General features: G+C 45.6%; 1 protein-coding gene. It reads right to left on the reverse strand.

Annotated elements, in window-relative coordinates; all coding sequences use genetic code 11:
- A partial coding sequence (locus tag R7Q47_RS24960; RefSeq protein ID WP_318089984.1) for a diguanylate cyclase domain-containing protein occupies positions 1 to 1215 on the reverse strand: 1215 nt, incomplete at its 3' end.
- Between the last annotated feature and the right edge of the window lie 82 nt (positions 1216 to 1297).

Genomic DNA, 1297 nt, shown 5'->3' on the forward strand with positions numbered 1-1297 from the left:
GGCTTTGAAGTTATCGACATCAAACAGTACCACTCGTAGATTTTGTTGAGAGCGAATCCAACGACGGTATTCGAGCTCAAGACGATCGTTAAATGCTGTTCGGTTGTAAACCTTCGTGAGTGGATCAAGCAACATTCGCTGTGTCTGGTCGTCTAAGCGGCGGCGGTAATCTTGTGTGGTTTCAAACACCGCTTCAAGCTGATTTTTGCTGTAGCTTAAACGTTCTTGCAGGGCCTGTTCTCTCTCTTCCGTCATCTTGAGGCGCTCGGTTAACGAGGCCATTTTTGCCAGCAATGGAGCGACTTCTTGTTTGAGTTCTGCTAAATCCTGTGCTTGGTCGAGAGATTGTTGGCTGAGCTCAACCAAACCATTCATTTCTGCATTCAGCTCTTGGCGATGCTCAAAATAAGTATGGTGTTGATCGACGTTTTGATGGACGGTTTTGAGGTTACTCGCCAGCGCTGAGTTTAACTGATCGAGAAATTGGCTTGATGCTTTGCGCTCAAACTTAGTCGCTTCGACGACTAACTTCAGAGTGCTTAACGTCAGCTCGATTAAGGATTCTGCATTCACGCCAAGCAACAGTTTTGCACGAATATCAAGCAGTCTCTCGCCACATTCGCCTTCAAAATCAAGTTCTGTAATCGTATGTTGCAGATCGACGGCGAGGCATTCCAGTTGAGATTTGTCTGGGTTGTTTTCGAATTCGCTGAGTTGTAAACGTGAGTTCGAAGTGATGATTTTAATCGCGCGTTCGTAGATGCTCAGTAGACGGGTAGCTTGATCGACTTTCTTCCCTGCGTGTACTTCGGAGAAGCTCATTAAGTTGCGCAGTTCGCGTTTTAACTGCGCTGGCAAACCCGTAACACGTTGGAGTGTCTCACCGCTGTGTTTGATTTCTTCATCGAGGTAGCCGTTCTGTTTATCCATCGTTTTCGACTGCTGTTTGAGCATTCTTTCAAGCACCGCCAAACGCGGGATCAGAGTGCTGATGTCTTTTTGATGTTGCAGCTCTTGCTGAATTTCAAACAGATAGTTAGCAACTTGGGTGTTTGAGCCTTGGCAAGCAGACGACAAAGATGCCACAACGCGCTTGAGAACTTGTTGTTCTCGCTTAAATTTGAGCGAAGTATCACGATGTGTCAGCCTGAGTTGGTCAAGTTGACAACTCAGCTGATGCAGCTGCGACTGAATATCGGATTCCAAGATTCCCATGAAACGACTACGGTTAAGTCCATGTACTACTGACAATTATCTGATAATAACAAAAAACTTTATAGCGTCATTAGTTATTACG

The sequence above is a fragment of the Vibrio sp. Vb0349 genome (assembly GCF_033338975.1).